We start from the raw sequence: 20,992 nt of genomic DNA, 5'->3' as shown, positions 1-20,992 counted from the left end.
AAATTCATATTTAATGAAAGATAAATTTTTTTAAAAAAATTTTTGAAAGCGCTTGACAAAGGAAACGGTTTCATTGTATAATGTAAACACAATGACACCGATGTCAAATATAAAAAAGAAGGTCTTTATATGAAAAACTTAACAAAAATTAAGTTCAAAGAGAATGGGGAATTTAATCATTTCCCTGGGAATACAGTTGTAGCAAATCTTTATACTAAACAAGATTTGATGGAAGTTGTTGATATTATTCAATCACGTTATAGAGAATTACCATTTATCGATAAGTTTACTTTAACTCCAAGGAATTCTATTCACATGACTGTAATTGAATTGTTGTGCCATGAAAATCGTGAAACGGAGTTTTGGAGCAGTAATCTTCCTCTAGATACACCTTTACAGGAAATACATGATTACTTTGCTAAACAACTTGAAATTTTTCCATTGTTGGATGAAGAAATTCATATGCGTGTAACTGAAATGGGAAAACAAAACATATTAGTTGAACCTGCAGATGAAGCTTCTGCAAAGAGATTAGAAGAAATTCGTACTTATGTCTCAGAAAAAGCAGGTGTTCGTTTCCCTAATCATGATAGATATCAATTCCATATTTCAATTGGGTATCTTCGAATTCCTTTAACCGAAGAGGAGGAAGAAGAGTTTACTAAAGTCAGAGCAGAATTAACTGAAATTTTATTAGAGAAGATTCCAACTATTACTGTAAATCGTATTGACTATACTGTATTTGAAGATATGAGACAATTTGTTCCATATCACGAAAAATTTAAATAAAATAATAAAAAAGGAGAACTTATCATGAAAAAAATGAAAGTTTGGTCTACTGTACTTGCAACGGGAGTTGCTCTTACTACACTTGCTGCTTGCTCTGGAGGTTCAAATTCTACGACTGCTTCTTCATCTGAAGAAAAAGCTGATAAAAGTCAAGAATTAGTAATCTATTCGAACTCAGTCTCAAATGGTCGTGGTGATTGGCTAACTGCTAAAGCAAAAGAAGCTGGTTTTAATATCAAAATGGTTGATATCCCTGGCGCTCAATTAGCAGACCGTGTTATTGCTGAGAAGAATAATGCAGTTGCAGATATGGTATTTGGAATTGGTGCTGTTGATTCAAATAAAATTAGAGATCAAAAATTACTAGTACAGTACAAGCCTAAATGGTTAGATAAAATTGATCAATCTTTATCAGATAAAGATAATTATTATAATCCTGTGATTGTTCAACCATTAGTTTTAATTGGGGCGCCTGATGTAAAAGAAATGCCTAAAGATTGGACAGAATTAGGTAGTAAGTATAAAGGTAAATATTCAATTTCTGGTCTTCAAGGTGGTACAGGACGGGCAATTCTAGCAAGTATCTTAGTTCGATACCTTGATGATAAAGGTGAATTAGGCGTTTCCGAAAAAGGTTGGGAAGTAGCAAAAGAATATTTGAAAAATGCATACACTCTTCAAAAGGGAGAAAGTTCAATTGTTAAGATGTTAGACAAAGAAGATCCAATACAATATGGAATGATGTGGGGTTCTGGTGCATTAGTTGGACAAAAAGAACAAAATGTTGTTTTCAAAGTTATGACTCCTGAGATTGGTGTACCATTTGTAACTGAACAAACTATGGTTTTAAGCACTAGTAAAAAACAAGCGTTAGCTAAAGAATTTATTGATTGGTTTGGTCAATCAGAAATTCAAGTAGAATATAGTAAGAACTTTGGATCTATTCCTGCAAATAAAGATGCCCTCAAAGATCTACCAGAAGATACTAAGAAATTTGTTGATCAAGTGAAACCACAAAATATTGACTGGGAAGCTGTTGGAAAGCATTTGGATGAATGGGTAGAAAAAGCTGAATTAGAATACGTACAATAAGAAATAAGAGTTAATTTTTATGTCCAAGTCTCTCTATTATTTCTAAATTTATGGAAGAAATAAAGAGAGGCTTTTGGTTTAGTAATAGAGGGAGTTAGTGAGATGATTAAATTTGATAATATTCAAATTAAATATGGTGATTTTGTTGCAATTGATAATCTGAATTTAGATATACATGAAGGGGAATTTTTTACATTTCTTGGGCCTTCAGGATGTGGTAAATCAACTACTTTGAGAGCATTGGTAGGTTTTCTAGATCCATCATCAGGAAGTATTGAAGTTAATGGAACAGATGTCACTCATTTGGAACCTGAAAAGCGTGGAATTGGTATTGTATTTCAATCTTATGCGCTATTTCCAACTATGACTGTTTTTGATAATATTGCATTTGGTTTAAAAGTTAAGAAGGTAGCTCCAGATGTTATTAAAGCTAAAGTATCAGCAGTAGCAGCAAAAATTAAGATCTCTGATCAACAGTTACAGCGTAATGTATCAGAATTATCTGGGGGTCAACAACAAAGGGTAGCATTGGCTCGTGCTCTGGTTCTTGAACCTAAAATTCTTTGTCTAGATGAACCATTGTCAAACCTTGACGCAAAATTACGTGTAGATTTGAGAAAAGAGTTGAAAAGACTTCAAAAAGAGTTAGGTATTACTACTTTATATGTTACTCATGACCAAGAGGAAGCCTTAACTTTATCTGATAGAATTGCAGTCTTTAACAATGGATACATCGAACAGGTCGGTACACCTGTAGAGATTTATCATAATTCTCAAACTGAATTTGTATGTGATTTTATTGGCGATATTAATGTTTTGACCGATGAAACAGTCCACGAAGTATTACTGAAAAATGCAAGCGTTTTCTTAGAAGATAAAAAAGGATACATTCGATTAGAGAAAGTTCGATTCAATCGTGAAACTGAACAAGATTTCATTCTAAAAGGAACAATTATTGATGTTGAGTTTTCTGGAGTTACAATTCACTATACAATAAAAGTTTCTGAAAGTCAGATTCTTAATGTAACAAGTATTGATAGTCAGGCTGCTATTAGATCTGTCGGAGAAAGTGTGGACTTATTTATCACACCATCAGACGTTCTGCAATTTTAAGGAGGTGCAGTATGCGTCATAAATTAAATTTAAAAGATTGGCTTATTCGTTTAGGGTTAATCTGGTTCCTAGTAACATTTATTATTTATCCAAACTTTGATCTAGTAGTGAATGTATTTGTAAAAGGAGGAGAATTTTCCCTTGAAGCTGTACATCGTGTTCTAAAATCTGAGAGGGCACTTCAGAGTATTATGAACAGTTTTAAGTTAGCATTTTCACTCATTATTACAGTTAATGTCGTAGGTATTCTTTGTGTTCTATTTACAGAGTACTTTGATATTAAAGGTGCTAAAATTTTAAAATTAGGCTATATGACCTCTTTAATTTATGGAGGAGTGGTTTTAGCGACTGGATATAAATTTGTCTATGGTCCTTATGGATTGATAACAAAATTTTTACAAAATGTTATCCCTTCTTTAGACCCTAACTGGTTTATTGGGTATGGTGCAGTCTTATTCATTATGACATTTTCAGGAACTGCTAATCATACATTGTTTTTAACAAATACAATTCGAAGCGTTGACTATCACACTATTGAGGCTGCACGAAATATGGGAGCAAAACCATTTACTGTTTTCCGAAAAGTAGTGTTACCAACCTTAATTCCAACTCTATTTGCACTTACTATTATGGTTTTTCTTAGTGGTTTGTCTGCAGTAGCAGCACCCATGATTGTTGGTGGTAAAGGATTTCAAACTATAAATCCAATGATTATTACATTTGCAGGGATGGGGAATTCTCGTGATTTAGCTGCCTTACTTGCAATTATTTTAGGTATTGCAACTACAATTTTGCTTACTATCATGAATAAGATAGAAAAAGGTGGAAATTATATTTCTATCTCTAAGACTAAAGCGCCTCTTAAAAAACAAAAAATTGCATCTAAGCCTTGGAATATCATTGCTCACATTGTAGCATATGGATTGTTCACAGTTTTCATGCTTCCACTAATTTTTATAGTATTATACTCATTTACAGATCCAGTTGCAATTCAAACAGGTAACTTAACATTATCAAACTTTACTTTAGAAAATTATCGCTTATTCTTTAGTAATAGTGCGGCATTCTCTCCATTCTTGGTCAGCTTTATTTATTCTATTATCGCTGCGACAACAGCAACAATTCTCGCAGTTATATTTGCTCGAGTTGTCAGAAAACATAAAGCTCGCTTTGATTTCTTATTTGAATATGGTGCTCTACTTCCTTGGTTACTACCAAGTACACTTTTAGCAGTAAGTTTATTATTTACTTTTAATCAGCCACAATTTCTTGTCTTGAATCAGATTTTGGTAGGTAGTTTGGTAATTCTACTTATTGCATATATAGTTGTAAAAATCCCATTTTCTTATAGAATGGTACGTGCTATTTTATTTAGTGTTGATGATGAGATGGAAGATGCAGCAAGAAGTATGGGTGCTTCACCTTTTTATACTATGATGAAGGTTATCATTCCATTTATTTTACCGGTTGTTCTCTCTGTTATTGCTTTAAACTTTAACTCTTTATTAACTGACTTCGACTTATCTGTATTTCTTTACCATCCATTAGCTCAACCGCTGGGTATAACTATTCGTTCAGCAGGTGATGAAACAGCAACTTCAAATGCTCAAGCACTTGTGTTCGTTTATACTATTGTATTAATGATAATTTCTGGTTCTGTATTATACTTTACTCAGAGACCAGCTAGTAGAAAAAGGAAATAATAATGCAGGCAACAAGCTTAGGACTATCATATATCGAAATTGTATTAAGAATTGTACTTTCATTAGTTATTGGTGGAGTAATTGGTTTAGAGAGAGGAAGTAAATCTCAACCAGCAGGTATTCGTACACATAGTATTGTTTGTCTGGCTGCATGTTTAATTATGATGACTAATGAGTATGTATCTTATAAATTTGGTACAGGAGATCCTACACGCTTAGGTGCGCAAGTTATATCAGGTGTTGGTTTTCTTGGGGCTGGAACAATACTTATTACAGATAAAAAGAAAATAACTGGTTTAACAACTGCAGCCGGAATATGGGCTTCAGCTGGAATCGGTCTAGCTATAGGTGTTGGTTTTTATGAAGGAGCCGTACTAGGAGCAATTTCTGTTTGGAGTGTTATAACTATGTTCCAACCTTTAAAAAAATATCTTCAAAGTCGTTCAAAGATAATCGAATTGTATATCGTTGTTAGATCTACAGAGGCATATAATCGGGTACTAGTATACTGTGCTGAGAATGGCATTAGAATGACTGATTCTAGAACTGCATTTGGAGATGTTAATTCAGAAAGAATTGAATATTTTGATGTTCCAGAAAAAAAAATAGCATCATTTATTACTCTAGAACTATCAGGAAGATTTGAACATCTTCGTTTGATGGAAGAAATTGCTAATATTGTAGGTGTTATTTATGTCGAAGAAATTAGCTGAAATTTAGTAAACAAAGGGACAGATGTTTTTGTCCTTTTGTTTTTTAGATGTTTTAATCATCTAATTTTTGAGTAGATTTTTGCTCAGAGGTTTTTATGAAAGATTTTAAAATCTATTTTGATTTAGGTAAAATAGAATATTTTGATAATAATTGTTTGATACAAGTATACAAATTTATTTCTTTTTATGATATTTGTGAAATGGTGTTTCCCTTTCATTTACCTCCTGATGAGTTGATAACAAATGTTATTTTTAAAGAAAAAATTAAGTCTATGTTAGAATGTTACATTGACAGGCTATTATATATTTTTATAAATCCAACAATTTTTACTGAAAAAGTTAATCTACAATTTTATGGTAGTTTTTTCTCATATGAATTTATTTGTCGTGAAGTTGGAAACATTCTTAAAAATAAAGGTGTGAATTGCAATTTAAACTTTTTTGAAGGGGAAGAATATTTGTAAAATTAATTTTGTGAATTTGTGGATCTTAAATAATTTACAAAATTCTCTTGTTAAAAAAAATTAAATATTGTATAGTAATATTAGAATGTTCGTAATGGAGGACTGAAATGAAAAATATAAATGGGAAAAAGGTAACTATTTATGATATTGCACGTTTATCAGGTTTTTCTCCAAAAACAGTTTCACGAGTTATTAATGGTGGAGTAAATGTTAAAGAAGAAACTTATCAAGCGATTCAAAAAGTTATAGAGGAATTGTCGTATATTCCAAATGCGTATGCAAAAAATTTAACTAAAAAAGAAGCTATAAATATATTGATTTCTGTAAAAAAAATCGACTCTTTTCCTTTAATTTGGTTTCAAACTTTATTAGATAAAGTTTTACAAACTTGTAAAGAGTATGGTGTTAACGCTATTGTTGAATATTTTAGTGAAGAAGATACAATTAGTAATTCAATAATCTCGAGTACAGGAAGCTTGATAGATGGTGTAATAGTATTTTATGAAAGTAAAGAAGATATTCGGATTAATTACTTGCAAAAGAATAAAATGCCATTCATAGTTTTTGGAGAATCTAGAACACCTAATGTTGTGTATGTTTCTAACAACAATTTTCAGGCCACTTATGACATGATGAAATTAGTATCAAAAGAAAACATTAATAGTATGTGGTTACTTATGGGAGGAGAATCCCTTGTTAATATTGATCGAGAGAGAGGGGGTCGTGCTTTTTTAAATGATAATAACTATGAAATGGATTTGAAAGTAGTATATGGTCTAACTACAATAGATTCTGTTTATTCATATGCTACAAGACATCTATCTAATCAAAATTATCCTGATTTGATTTTTGTATCCGGTGATGAAAAAGTACAGGGATTGATTCGTTCTTGCTATGAGAAGGAAATTACCATTCCTGATGATATTTCAATAATCGGATTTGACAATATTCCAATTTCTCAATATTATACTCCAGCTTTATCTACAATTTCTCCTAATTATGTTAAATTAGCTCAAGAAATGATTGAAGGGGTATTAGCAATTATAAAGGGGGAAAGTGTCACATCTGTTGAAGTTTCTACTAAACTTGTTAGGAGACAGAGTTTCTAGTATTGTTTAATTCTTGAAAATCCTAATGGAAAAGATGGAGTGTTCTAAAGTAAGTTCTGTTTAGCATCTATTCAGTTTCTATTGAGTTGGATCCAATTTCCAACAAGTGGGACATTTTCACGTTCGATTTACTAAAGACATTATCACATTCGAATCACACATCTTTCAAAAAAATTGTAAAAAAGTCTTGACAAAGGAAAAACAAAGTATTAAAATAAGTTCAATAAATCAGAAAAGTAACTATTTTTGATCTTCAGGGAGCCTGTGGTCATTGTGAACAGGTGGTTGGAAGTAGTGAAAGTGGGCTGATTTTAAAAATGAATTTGAAACAATGAAAATTCGGTGCGCACACCTTACAGTGCAACTTGTTGTTAGACAAGGCAGAGATATAAAGGGGAATAGTCCCTTTATAATTGAGGTGGCACCGCGTTACCAACGCCCTCACGCAGAGTAATTTTCTGTGTGTGGGCTTTTTCATATCTTGAAATCAATACAGAAAGAGGAAAAATTTTATGACAACTAAAGGTTATTTTGGACAATTTGGTGGTAGTTTTGTACCGGAGCCGATTCAGGCTTTGTTGGATGAGTTGGAAGTGACATTTGACAAGTACAAGGATGATCCAGAATTTTTGGCAGAATTTCGCCATTACTTGAAGGATTATTCAGGTCGCGAAACACCGCTCTATTTTGCGGAAAGTTTGACAGACCACCTAGGTGGCGCTAAGATTTATCTCAAGCGCGAAGACCTTAACCACCTTGGTTCTCACAAGCTCAACAACGTTTTAGGACAAATTCTTTTGGCCAAACGTATGGGCAAAAAACGAGTGATTGCGGAAACAGGAGCTGGTCAGCACGGTGTTGCGACAGCAGCGGCTGCAGCCAAGTTTGGTATGGCCTGTGATGTCTACATGGGAGCAGAGGATGTGGAACGTCAACGTCTCAATGTCTTTCGAATGGAGATGATGGGAGCAACTGTTCACGCAGTTGAAACTGGAACTCGTACCCTTAAGGATGCAGTTGATGCAGCCTTTGGAGCATGGATGAATGACCTTGAAGCCTTCTATGTTTTGGGATCTGCTGTGGGTCCGCACCCATATCCAACCATTGTTCATGAATTCCAAAAGGTCATCAGTGAAGAATCTCGTCGTCAAATCTTAGAAAAAGAAGGACGCTTGCCAGATTACATTATTGCCTGTGTAGGTGGTGGTTCCAATGCTATCGGTGCTTTTTCACAGTATGTGGCTGATGAAGAAGTCAAATTGGTTGGGGTCGAAGCTGCTGGTCATGGACTTGATACAGACAAGCACGCAGCTACTATGACAAAAGGTAGTATCGGAATTGTTGATGGCATGAAGACTTATGCAGTCTTTAAGGAAGACGGAGAGCTGGCTCCAGTTTACTCTATCTCAGCTGGTTTGGACTATCCAGGGGTTGGCCCAGAACATGCCTACTTCAAAGATTCAGGTCGCGTGGAATATGTTGCTGCGACGGATGAAGAAGCTGTTCAGGCTCTCCTCCTTCTCAGCAAGACAGAAGGAATTATCCCAGCGATTGAAAGTTCGCACGCTATCGCAGAAGCGGTTAAACGTGCACCAAAACTAAGTAAAGACGACATTATCATCATCAATGTCTCTGGTCGTGGAGACAAGGACGTAGCTGCAATTGCGGACTACCTAGAAGCTAAAAAATAAAAGATGGAAAAATTACAGTCTTTTCTCTCACAGAGAGCTTGTGGTTGCTGAAAACAAGCAGAGAATGCTGTAAGGTTGGGTCCATCTGAAACGAGAGAAGAAAACATAATTCTCAAGGGAGTGCCCTTTATCGCACAGCCTGTTACAGGAGGTATCTGAGACAGGAATGAGAGATAGGAGAAATCCTATAATTGAGGTGGCACCGCGAATTTCGTCCTCACGCAAGTTATTTTGCGTGGGGATTTTTCATACAGTCGCCACCAACTAGAATTAGAACTGAAAGGGAAATTACAATGGAACGAATCATTCATGGAGATGTCTTATCACCAATCTTGGCTTATATGCGCCTAAAGGGGCAACACAAGGTTATCTTAGAGAGTATTCCGAGAGACAAGGAAACAGCTCGTTTTTCTATCCTAGCCTATAATCCAGTTTTTGAGATTAAGTTTGAAAATGGGGTCCTTTATCAAAATGGTCAAGTGATTGATCGTGATCCCTTGGATTTTCTTTATGAAGTGACTCATAAGAGCCAGCACCATTCAGACCTTCCTTTTGGTGGTGGGGCAATTGGTTTTGTTGGTTACGATATGATTTCGCTTTATGAAGAAATTGGTCAAATTCCTCAAGATACAATTGGAACGCCAGACATGCATTTCTTCGTCTATGAGAGCTACATGGTCTTTGACCACAAGAAGGAGAAAATCCATGTCATCGAGGATGCTCTCTATAGTGAGCGTAGTCAAGAAGACTTGGAAGAAGCCTTGAACCAAGTGCTTGAGGAATTACGTATTCCTGCAGCAAATGAATTTGCAGACTTGGATTTACCACCACTTGACTTCAAACCCCATATCGCTCCTCAGAAGTTTGAGGAAATGGTAGAAACAGCTCGTGACTTGATTCGAAATGGTGACATGTTTCAATGTGTGCTCAGTCAGCGTTTCTCAGCAGAGGTTACTGGAAATCCTTTTGACTTCTACAGAAATCTCCGCGTGACCAATCCATCTAATTACCTTTATTTCTATGACTTTGGTGATTATCAAATCATCGGTGCTAGTCCAGAAAGTTTGGTTTCTGTCAAAAATGGCATCGTGACAACCAATCCGATTGCAGGGACGCGACCAAGAGGAGCAACGGATGAAGAGGACAAGGCTTTGGCGACAGACCTGCTTTCTGATGAGAAGGAAACAGCAGAGCATCGGATGTTAGTAGACTTGGGACGTAACGATATTGGCCGCATCTCTGAAACGGCAAGTGTCCAAGTTACCAAGTATATGGAAGTGGAGCTCTTCCGCTACGTCATGCATTTAACCAGTGTGGTCAAGGGGCGTTTGCTTCCAGAACTCACCGCCATGGATGCCTTGAAAGCAACACTTCCTGCTGGAACAGTTTCAGGAGCACCAAAGATTCGGGCCATGAGACGCATCTATGAACTGGAAACAGAAAAACGTGGCGTATACGCAGGAGCAATCGGCTACTTGTCTGCGACGGGTGATATGGATTTGGCCATCGCCATCCGAACTATGATTCTTAAAAATCAAAGAGCCTATGTGCAGGCTGGGGCAGGGATTGTCTATGACTCTATCGCCCAAAACGAATACCAAGAAACCATTAACAAAGCTAAATCTATGACTAGAATTGGAGAACTAAGACCATGATTTTATTGATTGACAACTATGATTCTTTTACCTATAACTTGGCCCAATATATTGGGAACTTTGCAGAAGTACAGGTCTTGAGAAATGATGATCCCAAGCTGTATGAAGAAGCTGAAAAAGCAGATGGTCTGGTCTTTTCTCCTGGTCCTGGTTGGCCAGTTGATGCTGGAAAGATGGAAGACATGATTCGTGATTTTGCTGGCAAGAAGCCGATTCTTGGGATTTGTTTGGGTCACCAAGCCATTGCAGAAGTCTTTGGTGGTAAGTTAGGTTTGGCTCCAAAAGTCATGCATGGGAAACAGAGCAATATCAGCTTTGAAGCGCCATCTGTTTTGTATCAAGGCATTGAGGATGGCCGTGCGGTCATGCGTTACCACAGTATTTTAATTGAAGAAATGCCAGAAAACTTTGAAGTGACAGCTCGTTCGACTGATGACCAAGCCATCATGGGGATTCAACACAAAACACTTCCAATTTATGGCTTCCAGTACCATCCAGAGAGCATTGGAACGCCAGATGGCTTGTCTTCTATTCGGAATTTTATTGAGAAGGTTGTAAAGTGAGGAAACTATGATGAAAGAGATTATTGAAAAACTAGCAAAATTTGAAAATTTATCAGGTGTGGAAATGACGGATGTCATTGAGCGTATCGTAACTGGGCGTGTAACGGAGGCGCAGATTGCTTCTCTCCTCTTAGCTCTTAAGATGAAGGGGGAAACACCTGAAGAACGCACAGCCATTGCCCAAGTCATGAGAGGGCATGCCCAACATATTCCAACTGAAATTCATGATGCCATGGACAACTGTGGTACTGGTGGGGATAAGTCTTTCAGCTTTAACATTTCGACAACTGCAACCTTTGTCTTGGCTGGTGGTGGTGTTCACATGGCAAAACACGGTAACCGCTCGATTTCTTCTAAATCTGGTTCTGCAGATGTCCTAGAGGCCTTGGGCATCAACCTAGACCTCAAACCAGCTGAACTAGGTAAGGTCTTTGATAAAACTGGCATCGTCTTTCTCTTTGCTAAAAATATGCACCCAGCTATGAAATACATCATGCCAGCTCGTTTGGAGTTGGGAATTCCAACGATTATGAACTTGACTGGTCCCCTGATTCACCCAATGGCTTTGGAAACACAGCTTCTTGGTATTAGTCGTCCAGAACTGCTAGAAAGTACAGCTCAGGTTTTGAAAAATATGGGTCGCAAACGTGCTATAGTGGTTGCTGGTCCAGAAGGATTGGACGAAGCTGGTTTGAATGGAACAACCAAGATTGCACTTCTTGAGAATGGCGAAATCACCTTGTCAAGCTTTATTCCAGAAGATCTAGGGATGGAACGCTACGCTATCGAAGATATTCGTGGAGGCAACGCTCAGGAAAATGCAGAAATTTTGCTTAGCGTTCTTAAAAATGAACCAAGTCCATTCTTGGAAACGACAGTTTTAAATGCTGGTCTTGGTTTCTATGCTAATGGTAAGGTAGATAATATCAAGGACGGAGTTGCCTTGGCTCGTCAAGTGATTGCTAGTGGCAAGGCCCTTGAAAAACTCAGACTGTTACAGGAGTACCAAAAATGAGTCAGGAATTTTTATCTCGAATCTTGGAGCAGAAGGCGCGTGAGGTCGAGCAGATGGAGCTGGAGGAAATCCAGCCTCTGCGCCAGACCTATCGCTTGACTGACTATCTAAAACAACACCAAGACCGTTTACAGGTAATCGCTGAAGTCAAGAAGGCTAGTCCTAGTTTGGGAGATATCAATCTAGATGTGGATATTGTGCAACAGGCCCAGACTTATGAAGCGAATGGCGCAGTGATGATTTCTGTTCTGACAGATGAAGTTTTCTTTAAAGGACATTTGGATTATCTGCGGGAGATTTCCAGTCAGGTACAGATTCCGACGCTTAACAAGGATTTTATTATCGATGAAAAGCAAATCATCCGCGCTCGCAATGCAGGTGCGACAGTCATCTTGCTCATTGTGGCAGCCTTGTCAGAAGAACGTCTTAAGAAACTTTACGACTATGCGACAGAGCTTGGTCTGGAAGTCTTGGTGGAGACTCACAATCTTGCTGAACTAGAAGTGGCCCACAGACTTGGTGTTGAGATTATCGGTGTCAATAACCGCAACTTGACCACCTTTGAAGTTGACTTGCAGACCAGTGTAGATTTGGCTAAACATTTCAAAGATGATTGCTTGTACATTTCTGAATCTGCTATTTTTACAGGACAGGATGCGGAACGAGTAGCCCCATACTTTAACGGAATTTTGGTAGGGACAGCTCTTATGCAGGCAGAAGATGTGGCTCAGAGAATCAAGGAGTTGCAGATTGACAAAGGTTAAAATTTGCGGACTATCGACCAAAGAAGCGGCAGAAACAGCCGTGTCAGCAGGAGCCGACTATATCGGTTTTGTCTTTGCACCTAGTAAAAGACAGGTGACCTTGGATCAGGCTTCTGAGCTAGCAAAGTTCATTCCTGCAGATGTCAAAAAGGTTGGTGTATTTGTTTCACCAAGTCGGGCTCAACTGCTAGAAGTCATTGACAAAGTTGGTTTGGACTTGGTTCAAGTTCACGGACAGGTGGCAGATGATTTATTTGAGAATTTGCCTTGTGCCAGTATTCAGGCTGTGCAGGTGGATGGAGAGGGACATGTCCCCAATTCTCAGGCAGACTATCTCCTCTTTGATGCCCCTGTGGCTGGGAGTGGCCAACCCTTTGACTGGGCTCAACTGGATACGACAGGATTAACTCAGCCTTTCTTTATCGCAGGTGGGCTTAAGGAAGACAATGTAGTAAAAGCAATTCAACACTTTACTCCCTATGCAGTAGATGTATCGAGCGGAGTGGAGACAGACGGACAAAAAGATCAGGAAAAGATTAGAAGATTTATAGAGAGGGTAAAGAATGGTATATCAAGAACCAAATAAAGATGGATTTTACGGAAAATTCGGCGGACGTTTCGTCCCAGAAACATTGATGACAGCAGTTTTGGAGTTGGAGAAGGCCTACCGTGAAAGTCAGGCAGACCCAAGTTTCCAAGAGGAATTAAACCATCTCTTACGCCAGTATGTAGGACGTGAAACTCCCCTTTACTACGCAAAAAACTTGACCCAGCATATTGGCGGAGCCAAGATTTATCTCAAACGTGAAGACCTTAACCATACAGGGGCCCACAAGATTAACAATGCCTTGGGTCAAGTTCTTCTGGCTAAACGAATGGGTAAAAAGAAAATTATCGCTGAAACAGGTGCTGGTCAGCACGGTGTAGCAACTGCAACAGCTGCAGCCCTCTTTAACATGGAATGTACTATCTACATGGGTGAGGAAGATGTCAAACGCCAAGCCCTCAATGTCTTCCGAATGGAGCTTTTGGGAGCCAAGGTTGAGGCAGTGACAGACGGTTCGCGCGTGCTCAAGGATGCGGTCAATGCAGCCCTTCGTTCATGGGTGGCTAATATCGACGATACCCACTATATTCTTGGTTCTGCCTTGGGGCCTCATCCTTTCCCAGAAATCGTTCGTGACTTCCAGAGTGTTATCGGTCGAGAGGCTAAACAACAGTACCGCGACTTGACAGGACAAGATCTGCCAGATGCCCTAGTAGCCTGTGTTGGTGGTGGTTCTAATGCCATCGGTCTCTTCCATCCATTTGTAGAGGATGAGTCTGTAGCTATGTATGGAGCTGAAGCAGCTGGACTTGGTGTGGATACAGAGCACCACGCAGCTACCTTGACTAAGGGTCGTCCAGGTGTCCTCCACGGTTCCCTCATGGATGTGCTCCAAGATGCCCATGGTCAAATTCTTGAAGCCTTCTCTATCTCAGCAGGTTTGGACTATCCTGGTATCGGTCCAGAACATTCTCACTACCACGATATTAAACGTGCCAGCTATGTTCCTGTGACAGACGAAGAAGCCTTGGAAGGATTTCAACTCTTGTCTCGTGTGGAAGGGATTATCCCAGCCCTAGAATCTAGCCATGCTATCGCCTTTGCAGTGAAATTGGCCAAAGAACTTGGACCAGACAAGTCCATGATTGTCTGTCTATCAGGTCGTGGGGACAAGGATGTGGTTCAAGTCAAAGACCGCTTGGAAGCAGATGCAGCAAAGAAGGGAGAAGCTCATGCCTAAGACACTAACAGAAAAATTAAACGCTATAAAAGCAGCTGGAAAAGGAATTTTCGTTCCCTATATCATGGCTGGAGACCATGAGAAAGGTTTGGATGGACTCGGAGAAACAATCCACTTTTTAGAAGATTTAGGTGTTTCGACCATTGAAGTGGGCATTCCTTTTTCAGATCCTGTCGCAGATGGACCTGTTATCGAAGAAGCTGGCTTGCGAAGTCTAGCTCATGGTACTTCGACACAAGCTTTGGTTGAAACTTTGAAAACCATTGAAACAGAGGTTCCACTGGTCATTATGACCTACTTCAACCCCCTCTTTCAGTACGGTGTGGAGAACTTTGTCAAAGATTTAGCAGATACAGCGGTTAAGGGCTTGATTATCCCAGACCTGCCTCATGAACATGCCAACTTTGTAGAGCCATTTTTGGCAGACACAGACATCGCCTTGATTCCTCTAGTAAGCTTGACGACAGGGATTGAGCGCCAGAAAGAGTTGATTGAAGGGGCAGAAGGATTCGTTTATGCAGTTGCCATCAATGGGGTGACAGGGAAATCTGGCAATTACCGTGCAGATTTGGACAAGCACTTGGCACAACTTCATCAAGTAGCCGACATTCCAGTCTTGACAGGATTTGGCGTATCTAGTCAGGCTGATGTAGAACGCTTCAATGCGGTGTCAGATGGTGTTATCGTCGGCTCAAAAATTGTAAAAGCTCTCCATGAAGGAGAGCCGATTCAGGACTTTATCAAACAAGCAGTAGCTTACCAAAAATAATCACACAAGCAGCGAGCAAGAGGAAAGGCACAAAAGGAAGTCTTTCCTTTTTCTTTTGCAGGAGAAAGGCTAGAATTCCCATCGCAGAAGCAAACTGAATCAAGATGAGTAATTCGGTTATGCTAAAGACGAGAGCGCAAGAAGCTAAAAAGAGGAAATCCCCTGCGCCCATGCGGATATCGATAAAATGAGCCAAAAAGCCAAGAGCAAGGAAAAAGACCATGACCAGATTCCAGCCAGAGGAAGCCATGAGGATTAGGTGGAAAGTCATCCAGACCAGTAGGGGATATTCCTGATGGCGAAAGTCGTAGATGCTCAAGGTCAAACCAGCAGTGATTAGGATGACTTGCCCCAAGGAAAGCAATTCCCAAGACCAAGCCAGAAAGAGGAGTCCTAAGCCTAGTTCAAAGAGGGCATACCAGACAGGATAAGGAGCCTTGCAGTAGCGACAGCGAAAGCGATTGAGCACCTGCGAGAGAATCGGAATCAAATCTAAGGGACGCAAGGGAGTCTGACAGGAATCGCAGTGACTAGTTGGTAGGATAATCGATTGCTCAGGAAAACGGTCAATGACCAAACCGAGAAAGGAAGCTAGAATGCTTCCGACAAGAAAAAAATAAATATCAATCATACTTATCTATTCGTAAAAAATAGGAGAAGTAGTATAATGGAGAAATATAGATAAGATAGTGAGGTCAAGATGACAATTCGTTTTGAAGAAGAGGTGAGTATAGAAAACGCTCAATTCGTATGCCAATGGTCCAACTCCCTCGGCAAATCCTTTCAAGAACAATGGATGGGACCAATGATTCCTTTTCCCTTGACCATTCAAGTCTTGCAAGATTTGGAAGGAATCTTTTCAATCTTTGAAGGACGAGAGTTTGTCGGGCTTATACAGAAAATCAGGCTAGAAGACAGTAATCTTCATATTGGAAGATTTTTTATCAATCCCCAGAAACAGGGGCAAGGCTTAGGTAGCCAAGTTTTAAAGAAATTTGTTAGTTTGGCCTTTGAAAATGGAGACATAGATAGTATTTCTCTAAATGTCTTCGAGGCAAATCAAAGAGCTCAAAATCTTTACCAAAAAGAAGGATTTGAAATCGTTCAAATAGTTGAAGCACCTGTACGAAAATACATCATGAAAAAGGGGAGATAGAAGCAAACAGCCTTGAAATCAATGTTGACTGCGATGATGAACCTGAATCAGCTCCTCAAAAGGGACTGTATATGAATGAACGTTACCAGTGTTTAAAAACTAAAGAATATCAGACACTTTTATCTTCCAAGGGTAGACAAATTTTCGCTAAACGTAAGATTGATATGAAATCTGTCTTTGGGCAGATAAAGGTTTGCTTGGTTATAAGAGATGTCATCTGAGAGGTAAGCGTAAAGTGAGAATTGACATGGGATTCGTACTCATGGTCAATAACCTGCTGAAATATAATAAGAGAAAGAGGTGAAATTAAAAAGCTAGAGTTCCGCAATTGGAAATCTCTAGCTTTTTGTTTTCTGAGAATCATATTGACTCAGACTCTTTTGACTAATGTTACTAAAAAGATAAAGTAACTTTTATCCTTATTTATTGTCGCCACTCAACATGTTTTTGATACCTTCTACAGCACCTTCTACAGCGTCTTTGGCATCTTCAGCAACTTCTTTTACTTTAGAAACAACTTTTTCAGCTGCTCCTTCTTTTTCCAATTTTTCATCACCGATGGCTTTCCCAACACCTTCTTTAATAGAACCTTTAGCTTGATTTAACTTTTCTTCTACTGACATGATAATTTCTCCTGTTATATTTATTTTATCTTAGTTTACACGAGTTTTTTCGTGAGATACTACACCAGTTGCTGCACCTTTAACAGCTTCTACACCTTCGCTAACTTTTTCTTGAACAGTTGAGAAACCAGATCCAAGACCAGATTTAGCTTTTTCGAATTGTTCTGAAGCGAATTCTCCTGTTGATTCAGCAACGTCAGATACGCGATCTTGAAGGCTTACTGAGTCTGCTTCATGTTGTTCTTTAGTTTTGATGTCGACAACGTTTACGTTGATTTCAACAACTTCCAAGTCAGTCATTTTAGCAACTTCTGAAGATACGATTTCTCTGATTTCTGAATATAAAGCTGGAACATTTTTTTGATACTCAGCAATAATGTTTAAGTCAACTGCAACTTGTGTTTTACCAACTTCTACGTTAACACCACTTGTTACGTCATCGCTGTTAACGATTTTTTCTTTAAGATTTGAGAAGAAACCACCGTCGATTCCCAAAAGACCTGAAACGTTTTCTAGTGACAGACCAATGATTTTTTGGATAACTTTATCTTCGTAAGTAAGTTCCCCTTTGATTTCGTGAGCTACAGCAGTAGCATCTTTCTTTTCTACGTTAGTGTTAATGTTTTTTTCGTTTGACATATGAAACTCCTTTAATTAAATTAGTAATTTTTATTTATCTATATAGTTTTTTTCGATATATAATCCAGCTGCAACTCCCAGTGCTCCTAAAATCAATACAAATATTGTTTTGAAGAAGCCAAAGGAGATAATCAAACAAGCGAGAAATACGCCTATGAGACCTGCGATTATTGGATATCGATATTGTTTAAGCCATTCCATTTTTTACTTCCTTACTTCACACGACTAACAGTCTTTTTGTTTTGAGGTTTTGGTTTAGGCTGGTAGTCTTTTACTAGAACTTCTAGTTTAACCTGACGCTCAATACCAAAAAACTGCTTCAATCCATTAGTTATTTCATTTTGAATTAGTTGGCATCTGTCAGCGATGTTGTCCGAAGGAAGAATTTTACCTTCTACATGAACGAAACATTTATTTTTTCGTAAATTTACATGAACAGTTGGGTTCTTGATCAATCCATGATCACTCACCAAACTTCTAACAAAACCTTCGATTGCAGAATTCTTTAATTTCAATGTATCGTTTTTAGTTTCAAGTTGAATTTCCAAATAACGTTTAGGATAAAATAACACAACTAACATCGATAACAAAACTAAAGTTGATAGAGCCACTATCCCCCAGAATATATATCTAGAGAGATAAAATTCAACGAAATGATTCTGTCTCCAGCTAAATAGCTGAATGCCTAGATCACTAACTTGATGATAATCTATCAAAACAGGAAGGAAAATTGTCAAGATTAAAATACAGAAAATAATTAAAAGTATTTTCTTTGTTTTTGACATATACAATCCTTTCGATTTAACATTAAACTATTTTTACCCGTCTAATCTATTTAAAAATAGTTTATTCTACAAGTAATTATTTTTTACCTGTAAAGAATGATACTACAGTAACAACAATTGCTGCTCCTGCAATAGATGGGATCAAGGCCATTCCAGCGATGGATGGGCCCCAACTACCTAAAAGGGATTGTCCTACAGATGACCCGACTAAACCAGCGAATACATTTGCGACGATTCCCATAGAACTACCTTTTTTAGTGATTCTACCTGCTACAAGTCCAATAAGACCTCCAGCAATGATAGATCACAACATTGCTTACCCTCCTTTTTTATTTTAATATCAAAAAATAAATCAATTCCTTTGATTATTGCTATTGTATAATTTTAATATAAAATAATCAATTATTTTGATTATTATATAATTTTAATATAAAAAAATCAAATTCTTTGATTGTTGCTATTATATAATTTTTAAATTTAAAAATATAATCTTTCGACTTGAATTTGATTCTGTATTCACGCCCTCAATAGACGGTAAAATAAGAAAATTGTTTATATATTGCCCCCGTAGTATTACTATACGAAATAAAGGATCTTAGTAAAAGTCGTTATAGCATGCCATACCTATTCTTTGTGGTATAATGCAAGAGGTGAAATCCGATAATTTATAAAGAGAGAAAGACATTCATGAGAGATTTATTATCTAAAAAAAGTCATAGGCAATTAGAATTATTAGAATTATTATTTGAACATAAACAATGGTTTCATCGTTCTGAACTAGCAGAGTTACTAAATTGTACAGAACGTGCAGTCAAAGATGATCTATCCCATGTTAAATCTGCTTTTCCTGACTTGATTTTTCATTCTTCTACTAATGGTATACGCATTATTAATACCGATGATAGTGATATTGAAATGGTTTACCATCATTTCTTTAAGCATTCAACTCATTTTTCGATTTTAGAATTTATCTTCTTTAATGAAGGTTGTCAAGCTGAGAGTATTTGTAAAGAATTTTATATCAGTTCATCTTCGCTCTATCGTATCATTAGCCAAGTCAATAAAGTGATTAAAAAGCAATTTCAATTTGAAATTATTCTGACCCCTGTTCAAATCATTGGAAATGAGAGAGACATTCGTTACTTTTTTGCACAATATTTTTCAGAAAAATATTATTTCCTAGAATGGCCATTTGAAAATTTTTCATCAGAGCCCCTATCTCAATTGTTAGAATTGGTTTATAAGGAAACAAGCTTTCCAATGAATTTGTCAACTCATAGAATGCTAAAGTTGCTCCTGGTTACTAATCTATATCGAATAAAGTTTGGTCATTTTATGGAAATAGAGAAAGATTCTTTTAACGACCAAAGTTTGGATGCTTTGATGCAGGCAGAAGGAATAGAAGGTGTTGCTCAGAGTTTTGAGTCAGAATACAATCTCTCTTTAGATGAAGAAGTTGTTTGCCAATTATTTGTGTCTTACTTTCAAAAAATGTTTTTCATAGATGAAAGTCTCTTTATGAAATGCGTAAAAAAGGATAGCTATGTTGAAAAATCTTACCATCTATTGAGTGATTTTATTGATCAGATTTCAGTCAAGTATCAGATTGAGATTGAGAATAAGGATAATCTGATTTGGCATCTGCATAATACCGCACATCTGTATCGTCAAGAGTTGTCTACTGAGTTTATTTTATTTGATCAAAAAGGCAATACAATCAGGAATTTTCAAAATATTTTTCCTAAATTTGTTTCAGATGTAAAAAAAGAGCTTTCTCATTATTTAGAGACTCTTGAAGTTTGTTCTAGTTCAATGATGGTAAATCATCTATCTTATACCTTCATCACTCATACCAAACATTTGGTGCTTAATCTACTACAAAATCAGCCAAAGCTGAAGGTTCTGGTTATGAGTAATTTTGATCAGTATCATGCAAAATCCGTTGCAGAGACACTTTCTTATTATTGCAGCAACAATTTTGAACTTGAAGTTTGGACTGAATTAGAATTATCAAAGGAATCTTTAGAAGAATCGCCTTATGATATCATCATTTCTAATTTTATTATTCCTCCGATTGAAAATAAGAGACTGATCTATTCAAATAATATAAACACGGTCTCACTCATATCTTTGTTAAATGCCATGATGTTTATTCGATTAGATTAGTAACCTAAAATAAAAAATGCTATTTCGCGTTTTGAACTGTACCTCAAAAGTTAGACAGAAAAAATCTAATTTTTGGGGTGTTTTTATTAAGAAAAGACCTTCAGTCATTTAAGTAAAATGTACATCTAGAGTCATAGTCCTCTAAAACTCTTGCTTTTTTTGTAGAAGATACGAAAAAAACCTTGATTCCAAGGCTTTTCCTGTTGTATGTAGATGCCCCCTACATGGATTTGTAAGAACTTTTCATATTGAAAATAAACAAAAATGTTGAAATATAGCTGATTTTAGGGAAATACTTTTAGGTGTTTTCAATGTCAGGATTTAAAAATGGGGCAAAAGTGGGGCAAAAACGAATGACTCGTATTTGGTTTGAAAACCTATAATACCTAATGATTA

The 20,992-nt window shown here is 37.3% G+C and carries 23 protein-coding genes and 2 other annotated features; of the genes, 17 read left to right on the top strand and 6 right to left on the bottom strand.

Going from position 1 to position 20,992, the window contains the following annotated elements; genetic code table 11:
* Positions 1 to 129: 129 nt before the first annotated feature.
* The 15 genes from FJR73_RS05640 to trpA all read left to right on the top strand — a co-directional run bounded on the left by FJR73_RS05640 (position 130) and on the right by trpA (position 15,227).
* Complete coding sequence (locus FJR73_RS05640; protein WP_000793811.1) at positions 130 to 789, top strand: DUF1868 domain-containing protein; 660 nt, start codon at positions 130 to 132, stop codon at positions 787 to 789.
* Between the two features lie 24 nt (positions 790 to 813).
* Positions 814 to 1,881, top strand: coding sequence for an extracellular solute-binding protein (locus tag FJR73_RS05635; RefSeq protein ID WP_000738377.1), 1,068 nt, complete (start codon positions 814 to 816; stop codon positions 1,879 to 1,881).
* Between the two features lie 102 nt (positions 1,882 to 1,983).
* Positions 1,984 to 2,994 carry an ABC transporter ATP-binding protein gene (locus tag FJR73_RS05630; RefSeq protein WP_000589137.1) on the top strand — a complete coding sequence of 337 codons (1,011 nt, stop codon included), beginning with the start codon at positions 1,984 to 1,986 and terminating at the stop codon, positions 2,992 to 2,994.
* 11 nt (positions 2,995 to 3,005) lie between these two features.
* The gene (locus FJR73_RS05625; protein ID WP_023943877.1) at positions 3,006 to 4,697 is read left to right on the top strand and encodes an iron ABC transporter permease; all 1,692 of its coding nucleotides are present in this window, start codon (positions 3,006 to 3,008) and stop codon (positions 4,695 to 4,697) included.
* A gap of 2 nt (positions 4,698 to 4,699) precedes the next feature.
* Positions 4,700 to 5,410 (top strand): MgtC/SapB family protein, encoded by a 711-nt coding sequence (locus FJR73_RS05620; protein WP_001149045.1) that lies wholly within the window; start codon positions 4,700 to 4,702, stop codon positions 5,408 to 5,410.
* A gap of 95 nt (positions 5,411 to 5,505) precedes the next feature.
* On the top strand, positions 5,506 to 5,874 hold the full coding sequence (locus FJR73_RS05615) for a hypothetical protein (RefSeq protein WP_023943875.1): 369 nt from the start codon (positions 5,506 to 5,508) through the stop codon (positions 5,872 to 5,874).
* A 107-nt stretch (positions 5,875 to 5,981) separates the two neighbouring features.
* A complete protein-coding gene (locus FJR73_RS05610) occupies positions 5,982 to 6,983 on the top strand; it encodes a LacI family DNA-binding transcriptional regulator (protein ID WP_140833829.1) in 1,002 nt (333 codons plus the stop codon).
* A gap of 214 nt (positions 6,984 to 7,197) precedes the next feature.
* Positions 7,198 to 7,429 (top strand) — a binding site (T-box leader).
* Positions 7,430 to 7,495: 66 nt separating this feature from the next.
* Positions 7,496 to 8,674: a tryptophan synthase subunit beta gene (gene trpB, locus FJR73_RS05605; RefSeq protein WP_140833828.1), complete on the top strand. Its 1,179-nt coding sequence runs from the start codon at positions 7,496 to 7,498 to the stop codon at positions 8,672 to 8,674.
* Positions 8,665 to 8,896 (top strand) — a binding site (T-box leader). (Overlaps the previous gene by 10 nt.)
* Before the next feature lie 71 nt (positions 8,897 to 8,967).
* Positions 8,968 to 10,329 carry an anthranilate synthase component I gene (gene trpE, locus FJR73_RS05600; protein ID WP_140833826.1) on the top strand — a complete coding sequence of 454 codons (1,362 nt, stop codon included), beginning with the start codon at positions 8,968 to 8,970 and terminating at the stop codon, positions 10,327 to 10,329.
* A complete protein-coding gene (locus FJR73_RS05595; protein WP_125386827.1) occupies positions 10,326 to 10,892 on the top strand; it encodes an aminodeoxychorismate/anthranilate synthase component II in 567 nt (188 codons plus the stop codon). The genes trpE and FJR73_RS05595 overlap by 4 nt, the downstream gene beginning before the upstream one ends.
* 10 nt (positions 10,893 to 10,902) lie before the next feature.
* Positions 10,903 to 11,907 carry an anthranilate phosphoribosyltransferase gene (trpD, locus tag FJR73_RS05590; protein WP_140833824.1) on the top strand — a complete coding sequence of 335 codons (1,005 nt, stop codon included), beginning with the start codon at positions 10,903 to 10,905 and terminating at the stop codon, positions 11,905 to 11,907.
* Complete coding sequence (gene trpC / locus FJR73_RS05585) at positions 11,904 to 12,671, top strand: indole-3-glycerol phosphate synthase TrpC (RefSeq protein ID WP_140833822.1); 768 nt, start codon at positions 11,904 to 11,906, stop codon at positions 12,669 to 12,671. The genes trpD and trpC overlap by 4 nt, the downstream gene beginning before the upstream one ends.
* Positions 12,658 to 13,257, top strand: coding sequence for a phosphoribosylanthranilate isomerase (locus tag FJR73_RS05580; RefSeq protein WP_181146610.1), 600 nt, complete (start codon positions 12,658 to 12,660; stop codon positions 13,255 to 13,257). The genes trpC and FJR73_RS05580 overlap by 14 nt, the downstream gene beginning before the upstream one ends.
* Positions 13,235 to 14,458 (top strand): tryptophan synthase subunit beta, encoded by a 1,224-nt coding sequence (gene trpB, locus FJR73_RS05575; RefSeq protein WP_140833818.1) that lies wholly within the window; start codon positions 13,235 to 13,237, stop codon positions 14,456 to 14,458. The genes FJR73_RS05580 and trpB (FJR73_RS05575) overlap by 23 nt, the downstream gene beginning before the upstream one ends.
* Entirely contained in the window at positions 14,451 to 15,227 is a 777-nt protein-coding gene (gene trpA, locus FJR73_RS05570; RefSeq protein WP_140833815.1) for a tryptophan synthase subunit alpha, read from the top strand. Before trpB (FJR73_RS05575) ends, trpA begins: the two co-directional genes overlap by 8 nt.
* Here the strand turns inward: trpA and FJR73_RS05565 are convergent.
* Complete coding sequence (locus tag FJR73_RS05565) at positions 15,199 to 15,858, bottom strand: A24 family peptidase (RefSeq protein WP_140833813.1); 660 nt, start codon at positions 15,856 to 15,858, stop codon at positions 15,199 to 15,201. The two genes, trpA and FJR73_RS05565, sit on opposite strands and share 29 nt — an antisense overlap.
* 69 nt (positions 15,859 to 15,927) lie before the next feature.
* Here FJR73_RS05565 and FJR73_RS05560 point away from each other — a divergent pair, with 69 nt between their 5' ends.
* A complete protein-coding gene (locus tag FJR73_RS05560; RefSeq protein WP_031240423.1) occupies positions 15,928 to 16,383 on the top strand; it encodes an N-acetyltransferase in 456 nt (151 codons plus the stop codon).
* Positions 16,384 to 16,802: 419 nt separating this feature from the next.
* Here the strand turns inward: FJR73_RS05560 and FJR73_RS05550 are convergent, their stop codons facing one another.
* The 5 genes from FJR73_RS05550 to FJR73_RS05530 all read right to left on the bottom strand — a co-directional run bounded on the left by FJR73_RS05550 (position 16,803) and on the right by FJR73_RS05530 (position 18,731).
* On the bottom strand, positions 16,803 to 17,006 hold the full coding sequence (locus FJR73_RS05550) for a CsbD family protein (protein ID WP_140833810.1): 204 nt from the start codon (positions 17,004 to 17,006) through the stop codon (positions 16,803 to 16,805).
* Positions 17,007 to 17,036: 30 nt separating this feature from the next.
* The gene (locus tag FJR73_RS05545; protein WP_000064110.1) at positions 17,037 to 17,645 is read right to left on the bottom strand and encodes an Asp23/Gls24 family envelope stress response protein; all 609 of its coding nucleotides are present in this window, start codon (positions 17,643 to 17,645) and stop codon (positions 17,037 to 17,039) included.
* A 30-nt stretch (positions 17,646 to 17,675) separates the two neighbouring features.
* Entirely contained in the window at positions 17,676 to 17,846 is a 171-nt protein-coding gene (locus tag FJR73_RS05540) for a DUF2273 domain-containing protein (RefSeq protein WP_000455064.1), read from the bottom strand.
* A gap of 11 nt (positions 17,847 to 17,857) precedes the next feature.
* Positions 17,858 to 18,430 carry an alkaline shock response membrane anchor protein AmaP gene (gene amaP / locus FJR73_RS05535; protein ID WP_000047599.1) on the bottom strand — a complete coding sequence of 191 codons (573 nt, stop codon included), beginning with the start codon at positions 18,428 to 18,430 and terminating at the stop codon, positions 17,858 to 17,860.
* A gap of 76 nt (positions 18,431 to 18,506) precedes the next feature.
* A complete protein-coding gene (locus tag FJR73_RS05530; protein WP_229294599.1) occupies positions 18,507 to 18,731 on the bottom strand; it encodes a GlsB/YeaQ/YmgE family stress response membrane protein in 225 nt (74 codons plus the stop codon).
* Positions 18,732 to 19,117: 386 nt separating this feature from the next.
* On the opposite strand from FJR73_RS05530, the gene mgaSpn reads away from it, so the two are divergent.
* On the top strand, positions 19,118 to 20,596 hold the full coding sequence (gene mgaSpn / locus FJR73_RS05525) for a virulence factor transcriptional regulator MgaSpn (protein WP_140833808.1): 1,479 nt from the start codon (positions 19,118 to 19,120) through the stop codon (positions 20,594 to 20,596).
* Positions 20,597 to 20,992: the final 396 nt, after the last annotated feature.

The sequence above is a fragment of the Streptococcus sp. D2 genome, assembly GCF_006385825.1.
Classification (GTDB): domain Bacteria; phylum Bacillota; class Bacilli; order Lactobacillales; family Streptococcaceae; genus Streptococcus; species Streptococcus shenyangsis.
This window is presented reverse-complemented; position numbering and strand designations above follow the sequence as displayed.